At 64.0% G+C, this 7,742-nt stretch carries 7 protein-coding genes; 6 read left to right on the forward strand and 1 reads right to left on the reverse strand.

Annotation, left to right across the window (positions count from 1 at the left end; genetic code table 11):
- Window positions 1-16: 16 nt before the first annotated feature.
- Genes pstC through phoB form a run of 5 tightly spaced genes read left to right on the forward strand, consistent with a single transcriptional unit; the run spans window position 17 to window position 5,084 of the window.
- Window positions 17-1,477, forward strand: a complete 1,461-nt coding sequence (gene pstC / locus ACFX5Q_RS27850; protein WP_404283111.1) for a phosphate ABC transporter permease subunit PstC — start codon at window positions 17-19, stop codon at window positions 1,475-1,477.
- A complete protein-coding gene (pstA, locus tag ACFX5Q_RS27855) occupies window positions 1,474-2,790 on the forward strand; it encodes a phosphate ABC transporter permease PstA (RefSeq protein WP_404283112.1) in 1,317 nt (438 codons plus the stop codon). Before pstC ends, pstA begins: the two co-directional genes overlap by 4 nt.
- 14 nt (window positions 2,791-2,804) lie before the next feature.
- Entirely contained in the window at window positions 2,805-3,629 is an 825-nt protein-coding gene (gene pstB / locus ACFX5Q_RS27860) for a phosphate ABC transporter ATP-binding protein PstB (RefSeq protein WP_006203874.1), read from the forward strand.
- Between the two features lie 38 nt (window positions 3,630-3,667).
- Window positions 3,668-4,378, forward strand: a complete 711-nt coding sequence (gene phoU, locus ACFX5Q_RS27865) for a phosphate signaling complex protein PhoU (protein ID WP_404283113.1) — start codon at window positions 3,668-3,670, stop codon at window positions 4,376-4,378.
- Window positions 4,379-4,394: 16 nt separating this feature from the next.
- On the forward strand, window positions 4,395-5,084 hold the full coding sequence (gene phoB, locus ACFX5Q_RS27870) for a phosphate regulon transcriptional regulator PhoB (protein WP_006203872.1): 690 nt from the start codon (window positions 4,395-4,397) through the stop codon (window positions 5,082-5,084).
- 63 nt (window positions 5,085-5,147) lie between these two features.
- Here phoB and ACFX5Q_RS27875 read toward each other — a convergent pair whose 3' ends face one another.
- Window positions 5,148-6,392 (reverse strand): ROK family protein, encoded by a 1,245-nt coding sequence (locus tag ACFX5Q_RS27875; protein WP_404283115.1) that lies wholly within the window; start codon window positions 6,390-6,392, stop codon window positions 5,148-5,150.
- Between the two features lie 265 nt (window positions 6,393-6,657).
- Here ACFX5Q_RS27875 and xylF point away from each other — a divergent pair, with 265 nt between their 5' ends.
- The gene (gene xylF / locus ACFX5Q_RS27880; protein ID WP_404283116.1) at window positions 6,658-7,698 is read left to right on the forward strand and encodes a D-xylose ABC transporter substrate-binding protein; all 1,041 of its coding nucleotides are present in this window, start codon (window positions 6,658-6,660) and stop codon (window positions 7,696-7,698) included.
- Window positions 7,699-7,742: the final 44 nt, after the last annotated feature.

Below are 7,742 nucleotides of genomic sequence, written 5' to 3' on the forward strand. Positions count from 1 at the left end.
TCCCCGGGGGTGGTCAATGTCGTCCTTGTTCGTACTCGCCATTGTCGTCGCCATCGGCGTGGTTGCGTTCCTGATCGGCCGGCAGCGTGCCGCAGCGCACGAAAACGGCACGGTGAAGCCGCACTCGCGCTCCCATTACCACGGCTGGTGGGCCTTCCTGCTCGCCGTCCTGCCTGCCCTTCTGCTGCTTGCCGTCTGGAACATCGGCTCCTCCTTCTATCTCGACCGCCACATTCACGCCGTCCTGCCGGAGCGCACCGCCGACAGCAAGGTTGCCAGCGAGGCACTTGATGTCAGCCTGGTCAAGAGCCTGGCCAAGGGCCTGCGCCAGCTCGATGCGAACACCGCGCTGCCCGCCACCCTTGCCGAGTTGCAGCCGCTGCTTGCCGCCAAGGGCGTGGCGCTGGCATCGGATACACAGGACTACATGATCCCGATCGCCGTCGAGACGAACAAGGTCCAGGGCATGCTTGGACTGTTCGGCGCGGTCGTCACCCTCGCTCTGTCGATTGCCGGCGCCCTCTATGCGCTGAGGCAGATCGCGCCGCGGGCGCGCGCCAGGAACAATGTCGAGAAGCTGATGCTGTGGGGTCTGCTCGCGGCCTCGACCATCGCCATCCTGACCACAGTCGGCATTGTGCTGTCGATGCTGTTCCAGACGATCCAGTTCTTCGAAAGCGTGTCGCCGATGAGCTTCTTCTTCGGCACGGTATGGGATCCGCGCTTTGCCGCCGCCGGTTCCGGCGGCAGCCAGGGCCAGTTCGGCCTGATCCCGCTGCTCGCCGGCACGCTCTACATCGCCGCCGTCGCCCTGCTGGTGGCGGTGCCGGTCGGGCTGATGTCGGCTGTCTACATGGCCGAATACGCAACGCCCAAGGTGCGCGGGGTGGTCAAGCCGGCGCTTGAACTGCTCGCCGGCATCCCGACCATCGTCTACGGCATCTTCGCCGTCGTCACGCTCGGGCCTTTCCTGCGCGATCTCTCGGCGGCGCTGACCGGCGGCTCGCCCTTCATCCAGGGCCAGAGCATCTTCACTGCCGGCCTGGTCATGGGCGTCATGCTGATCCCGGTCGTGTCCTCGCTGTCCGACGACATCATCACCGCGGTGCCGCGCGCCATGCGCGACGGCTCGCTCGGCCTCGGCGCGACGCGCTCCGAGACGATCAAGCGGGTGATCCTGCCGGCCGCACTTCCCGGCATCGTCGGCGCCATCCTGCTGACCGCTTCGCGCGCCATCGGCGAGACGATGATCGTCGTGCTGGCGGCCGGCGTCGCCGCCAACCTCACCGTCAACCCGTTCGAAGCGATGACCACCATCACCGTCAAGATCGTCAACCAGCTTACCGGCGATCTCGAGTTCAATTCGCCACAGACGTTGGTCGCCTTCGCGCTCGGCCTGACGTTGTTCGCGCTGACGCTGGTGATGAACATCGTCGCGCTGTACATCGTGCGCAAATACCGGGAGCAGTACGAATGACCGACATTCCCATGGATACTATGGTCCGGGCGGCGGCTCATCCGCGCCGCGATATCGGCCTGAAAGCCCGCTACGCCGCCGAACGCCGCTTCCGCATCTATGGCGGGCTGGCGATTTCCGTCGGCCTGGCGTTCCTCGCCATCATGCTCATCACCATCGTCTCGAAGGGCTACACCGCCTTCTGGCAGACGACGGTGACGCTGCCGATCACCTTCGACGAGAAGCTGATCGATCCGTCCAACAAGCGCGCCACCGATCCGAGCGTGCTGATCAAGGCAAATTATCCCAAGCTCGCCGAACGCGCGCTGATCGCCAAGCTCGGCATCGATCCCAGCAACAAGCCGATGGTCATGAAGCTCAAGGGCTTCCTGTCGGAAGGCGCCCGCGTCCAGCTGCGCGACATCGTCGCCGCCGACCCGTCGGTCATCGGCACGACGCGCGACGTCAACATCCTCGCCGCCGCCAATCTCGACTCCGCCTTCAAGGGCCAGATCGACCTCAGTGTCGAGGAATCGCGCCGCAAGGTCTCGGACCAGCAGATCGCCTGGATGAACAAGCTCAAGGCCGACGGCGTGATGGCCGAGCATTTCAACACCGGCCTGTTCTCCTATGGCGCCTCCAGCCGCCCGGAAACGTCGGGCATGGGCGTGGCCATCATCGGCTCGTTCTACATGATGGTGATCGTGCTGCTTTTGGCGCTGCCGATCGGCGTCGCCGCCTCGATCTATCTTGAGGAATTCGCCAAGAAGAACCGCCTCACCGACCTGATCGAAGTCAACATCAACAATCTGGCGGCGGTGCCGTCGATCGTCTTCGGCCTGCTCGGACTTGCCGTGTTCATCAACTTCCTCGGCATGCCGCGCTCGGCCGCTTTCGTCGGCGGACTGGTGCTGACGCTGATGACACTGCCGACGATCATCATCGCGACGCGCGCTGCCCTTGCCGCTGTGCCGCCGTCGATCCGCTCGGCAGCGCTCGGCCTTGGGGCGTCCAAGATGCAGATGGTGTTCCATCACATCCTGCCGCTTGCCGCCCCCGGCATCCTTACCGGCACCATCATCGGTCTCGCGCGTGCGCTCGGTGAAACCGCGCCGCTGCTGCTGATCGGCATGGTGGCCTTCGTCGCCGATTATCCGACGACGCCTTTCGATCCGGCCACCGCGCTGCCGGTGCAGATCTACATGTGGGCGAACGAGGCCGAACGCGCCTTCGTCGAGCGTATGTCGGGCGCCATCATCATCCTGCTCGTCTTCCTCATGGCCATGAACATCACAGCGATCGTGCTGCGGCGCCGCTTCGAACGGCGCTGGTAAAAGAAGGTATCTGTATGAACATCATGACCGAACAGTCCCTCGAAAATGCAGTGGGCGACAAGATGAACGCCAAGTCGAACGAAGTGATCAAGATGCGCGGCGACAAGGTCGGCGTGTTCTATGGTGACAAGCAGGCGCTGTTCGACGTCAATCTCGACGTCCGCCTCAACCAGGTGACGGCGCTGATCGGCCCTTCGGGCTGCGGCAAGTCGACCTTCCTGCGCTGCCTCAACCGCATGAACGACACCATCGACTCGGCGCGGGTGACCGGCAAGATCACGCTGGACGAAGAGGACATCTACGACAAGAACATCGACGTCGTCGAACTGAGAGCCCGCGTCGGCATGGTGTTCCAGAAGCCCAATCCGTTCCCGAAGTCGATCTACGAGAACGTCGCCTACGGTCCGCGCATCCACGGGCTGGCCAAGCGCAAGGCCGACATGGACCAGATCGTCGAATCGAGCCTGAAGAAGGCGGCGATCTGGAACGAGGTGAAGGACCGTCTGCAAGAGCCCGGCACCGGCCTTTCCGGCGGCCAGCAGCAGCGCCTGTGCATCGCGCGCGCCATCGCCGTGTCGCCGGAAGTGATCCTGATGGACGAGCCCTGCTCGGCGCTCGACCCGATCGCCACAGCCCGCGTCGAGGAGCTGATCGACGAGCTGCGTCAAAACTACACGATCGTCATCGTCACGCACTCGATGCAGCAGGCGGCGCGTGTGTCGCAGCGCACGGCCATGTTCCACCTCGGCTATCTGGTCGAGGAGGGCGCCACCGACAAGATGTTCACCAACCCCGACGACAAGCGCACGCAGGACTACATCACCGGCCGGTTCGGCTGAGTGGTCCGGCGGCAACTTTCAGGCACGAGGACAGGATCATGGGTGAACATCATACCGTCGCCTCTTTCGACGAGGATCTCGGGCAGATCAGCAAGCTGATCTCCGACATGGGCGAACTGGCCGGCGCGATGGTCGGCGGGGCGACCAAGGCCCTTCTGAATTCCGACAATGCACTGGCACAGAGGGTGGTCTCCGACGACGCCATCATGGATGCGCGCCAGCGCGAGCTGGACGACCGCGCCATCACGCTGATCGCCAAGCGCCAGCCGATGGCCAACGATTTGCGCGCGGTGGTCGGTTCTATCCGCATGGCCGGCGATCTCGAGCGCATCGGCGACCTTGCCAAGAACATCGCCAAGCGCGTTGGCACCGTCGGCCTCAGCGTCACGCCGCGCGACCTGTCGCACTCCATCGATGTGATGGCGCAGTTGGTGCTGGTCCAGGTGCAAGGGGTGATCGAGGAATACGCCGCCGCAGACGCCGCGGCACTCGCCAAGCTTCGGAACGACGACGAGCGCATCGACGTCAAATACACCTCGGTGTTCCGTGAGCTGCTGACCTACATGATGGAAGATCCGCGCAACATCACGGCCTGCACGCATCTCTTGTTCTGCGCCAAGAATCTGGAGCGCATTGGCGACCATGTCACCAACATCGCCGAGAACGCCTACTATGTGCTGACAGGCTCGCAATTGCCAGCCAATCGTCCCAAGCAAGACGAGACAGCGATGTCCGCGCCGGCTGCATGACAGGGGTAACCGACTGATGATAGCGCCACGCATCATGGTGGTGGAGGACGAGGAGCCGCTGGGGGTGCTGCTCCGCTACAATCTGGAATCCGAAGGCTACCAGGTCGAGGTGGTGACGCGCGGCGACGAAGCCGAGATCCGCCTGCAGGAAAACGTTCCCGACCTGCTGGTGCTCGACTGGATGGTGCCGGCGGTTTCCGGAATCGAGCTTTGCCGGCGCCTCAGGATGCGGCCCGAGACCGAGCGGCTGCCGATCATCATGCTTACGGCGCGTGGCGAAGAGAGCGACCGCGTGCGCGGCCTCTCCACCGGCGCCGACGACTATCTGGTCAAGCCGTTCTCGACGCCGGAATTCATGGCCAGGGTCAAGGCGCTGCTGCGTCGCGCCAAGCCGGAAGTGCTGTCCAGCATGCTCAAGGTCGGCGACATCGTGCTCGACCGCGAGTCGCACCGGGTCTACCGCAAGAAGAGCGAGATCAGGCTCGGGCCGACCGAGTTCCGGCTGCTCGAATTCATGATGCGGCATCCGGGCCGGGTGTTCTCGCGCAGCCAGCTGCTCGACAATGTCTGGGGCGAGACGATCTATATCGACGAGCGAACGGTCGACGTGCATGTCGGCCGGCTGCGCAAGGCGGTCAACAATGGCCGCATGCCCGACGTCATCCGCACCATCCGCGGGGCAGGATACGCGATCCGGGAAGATTAGGTATGTGCTGATATTCAGGCCTGCGAACGGCGCGGCCTGGCCTCAACACATCTCAAGTCGCGATCAAGCCACGTTCTTTCCTGCCGAACCCGTTCGCTGCTGGACGCCCGGCGCGAAAATCTCCTGGTCGACGAAGCCAAGCGCGCGCATGGCGCAGCCCTCGCGGATCAGCGGCAACTCATTCGGCTCGGTGTCGAAGGAGATCGATTTCGAGTGCTGGCCGCCGGCGGTCTGGGCAATCGCCTCGCGCAGCGCCGGTTCGATCAGATCGAAAGCGGCGGCGCTGACGCCGACCATGGCGACGGGTGCGGGATCGATCAGCGCGAACAGGCTGCCAAGGCCGAAGCCGAGCGCCTCGCCCGCCTTGCGGTAGGCTTCGCGCTCCGGCCCGTCGCTCTCGCGCGCCCGGGCGGCGAGCGCGCGCATGTCGGCGTCGCCGACATCGGTCGGTTCGGCATCCTCACTCATCATCCTGGCGTTGCGCCAGATGGCATAGTTGCCGGCATAGGCTTCGACGCAGCCGCGCCGTCCGCAGCGGCAGAGCGCGCCGCCCGGCCGGTGGATCATGTGGCCGAACTCGCCGCCGGACGAATGAGTGCCGGTGAACAGTTCGCCCTTCAGCACCAGCCCCATGCCAATGCCGTGCGAGAGCAGGATGGCGATGAAATCGTCGCGGTAGCGTTCGGGATCGCGCCATTGCAGCGCCACCGCCATCATGTTGCAGTCGTTTTCCATGGTAGCGGGAATGCCGAACTCGCCTTCCAGAATGTCGGCAAAGGGGATGTCGGTCAGCGACGTGATCGGCGACCACAGCATGGCGCGGGCATGGGTGTCGGTGATGCCCTGGATGCCCATCGCGATGCGGGCGACGCTGCGGACATCGAGATCGGGATCCTCGAACCGGCGCCGGACTATCGCCGTGCATTCGCCGATCAGCTCGTCGCGCGGCATGGTCAGCGTGTCCAGGCGGCGTTGCTCTTCGGCAATGACCTGCCCGGCATAATCGATGACGGCGACGGAGAGGAAGTTGAGCGACAGCACCACGGTCATCACCGCGGTGGCTTCCGGATTGAGGCCGAGGCCGACCTGTGGCCGGCCGCGCTTCAGCGAAGCCGCTTCGCTGGGCTTGCTCTCGGTCAGGATGCCTTCCTGGATCAGGTCGGAGGAGATCGCCGAAATGGTCGAATGGCTGAGGCCAGTGGTCGCGGCGATCTCGGTCCGTGACGGCTGGCCAGCCCTGCGCACGGCCGAAATCACCATCGCCCGGTTGCGCCGGCGTAGATCGTCGTGGCGGATTCCAACCGACATGGCCTGCGTCTCCTCCCTGCCGCCGCCGCTTCGTGAACGTCGAAGGCCGTCGACGCGCTCACTGAATATTGGCAGAATCGGGAAGTCCTGTCATTTATTTATTCCGAGACCCGAAAAAAATTCGACGGCCGTCAAAAACCGTCAGAATCGATGTTGACAGCGCTTCGGCGTTGGATCAGTATTTTTTCGAGGCTCGAAAAAAAGAGAGCCTTGTGCCGGCCTTCGGGTCAGTTTGTCGCGCCGTGCGCGGCGCAGGGAGGATATCATGAAGAAATTTGCAGTCGCCATGCTGGCGGGTGTCGCCATGTCGCTGACGCTGGCGTCGGTCGCGCAGGCGAAGGACAAGGTCATCGGCGTGTCGTGGTCGAACTTCCAGGAAGAGCGCTGGAAGACCGATGAGGCGGCGATGAAGGCAGCGATCGAAGCCGCCGGCGACAAGTACATTTCCGCCGACGCACAGTCTAATCCCGGCAAGCAGCTGACCGACGTCGAAAGCCTGATCTCGCAAGGTGCGAATGCGCTGATCGTGCTGGCGCAGGACGCCTCGGCCATCGGGCCGGCGGTGCAGAAGGCGCTTGACGAGGGCATTCCGGTCGTCGGCTATGACCGCCTGATCGAGAACAAGGACGTGTTCTACCTGACCTTCGACAACAAGGAAGTCGGCCGCATGCAAGCCCGCGAAGTGTTCAAGGCGAAGCCCGAAGGCAACTACGTCTTCATCAAGGGTTCGGGTGCCGATCCGAACGCCGATTTCCTGTTCGCCGGCTCCATGGAAGTGCTGAAGGAAGCCATCGACGGCGGGAAGATCAAGAATGTCGGCGAGGCCTATACGGACGGCTGGCTGCCGGCCAATGCGCAGAAGAACATGGAACAGTTCCTGACCGCCAACGACAACAAGGTCGATGCGGTGGTGGCGGCCAATGACGGCACCGCCGGCGGCGTCGTTGCCGCGCTGACGGCGCAGGGATTGGCCGGAACCGTTCCGGTTTCGGGCCAGGACGGCGACCACGCCGCGCTGAATCGCATCGCGCTCGGCACGCAGACCGTGTCGGTGTGGAAGGATGCGCGCGAGCTCGGCAAGAACGCCGCCGAGATTGCCTCGCAACTGGCCGACGGCAAGAAGATGACCGACATTGCCGGCGTCACGGACTTCACGACGCCTGGCGGCAACACTGTCAAGTCGCTTTTCCTGACCCCGGTCGCGATCACCAAGGACAATCTCAACGTCGTCATCGACGCCGGCTGGATCAAGAAGGACGAGGTTTGCGCTGGCGTTGCCGCAGGCAGCGTCGCGGCCTGCAACTAAAGCCGGCTGATACCGGTAGCGAGTTCGGCGCCGCGGCCACAAAA

It is taken from the genome of Mesorhizobium sp. IMUNJ 23033 (assembly GCF_044778005.1).
Taxonomy (GTDB): domain Bacteria; phylum Pseudomonadota; class Alphaproteobacteria; order Rhizobiales; family Rhizobiaceae; genus Mesorhizobium; species Mesorhizobium amorphae_A.

Excerpts from the sequence above, each read along its gene's own strand:
- pstC (WP_404283111.1), top strand. The coding sequence starts at position 17 with ATGTCGTCCTTGTTCGTACTCGCCATTGTCGTCGCCATCGGCGTGGTT.
- pstA (WP_404283112.1), top strand. The coding sequence starts at position 1,474 with ATGACCGACATTCCCATGGATACTATGGTCCGGGCGGCGGCTCATCCG.
- pstB (WP_006203874.1), top strand. The coding sequence starts at position 2,805 with ATGAACATCATGACCGAACAGTCCCTCGAAAATGCAGTGGGCGACAAG.
- phoU (WP_404283113.1), top strand. The coding sequence starts at position 3,668 with ATGGGTGAACATCATACCGTCGCCTCTTTCGACGAGGATCTCGGGCAG.
- phoB (WP_006203872.1), top strand. The coding sequence starts at position 4,395 with ATGATAGCGCCACGCATCATGGTGGTGGAGGACGAGGAGCCGCTGGGG.
- ACFX5Q_RS27875 (WP_404283115.1), bottom strand. The coding sequence starts at position 6,392 with ATGTCGGTTGGAATCCGCCACGACGATCTACGCCGGCGCAACCGGGCG.
- xylF (WP_404283116.1), top strand. The coding sequence starts at position 6,658 with ATGAAGAAATTTGCAGTCGCCATGCTGGCGGGTGTCGCCATGTCGCTG.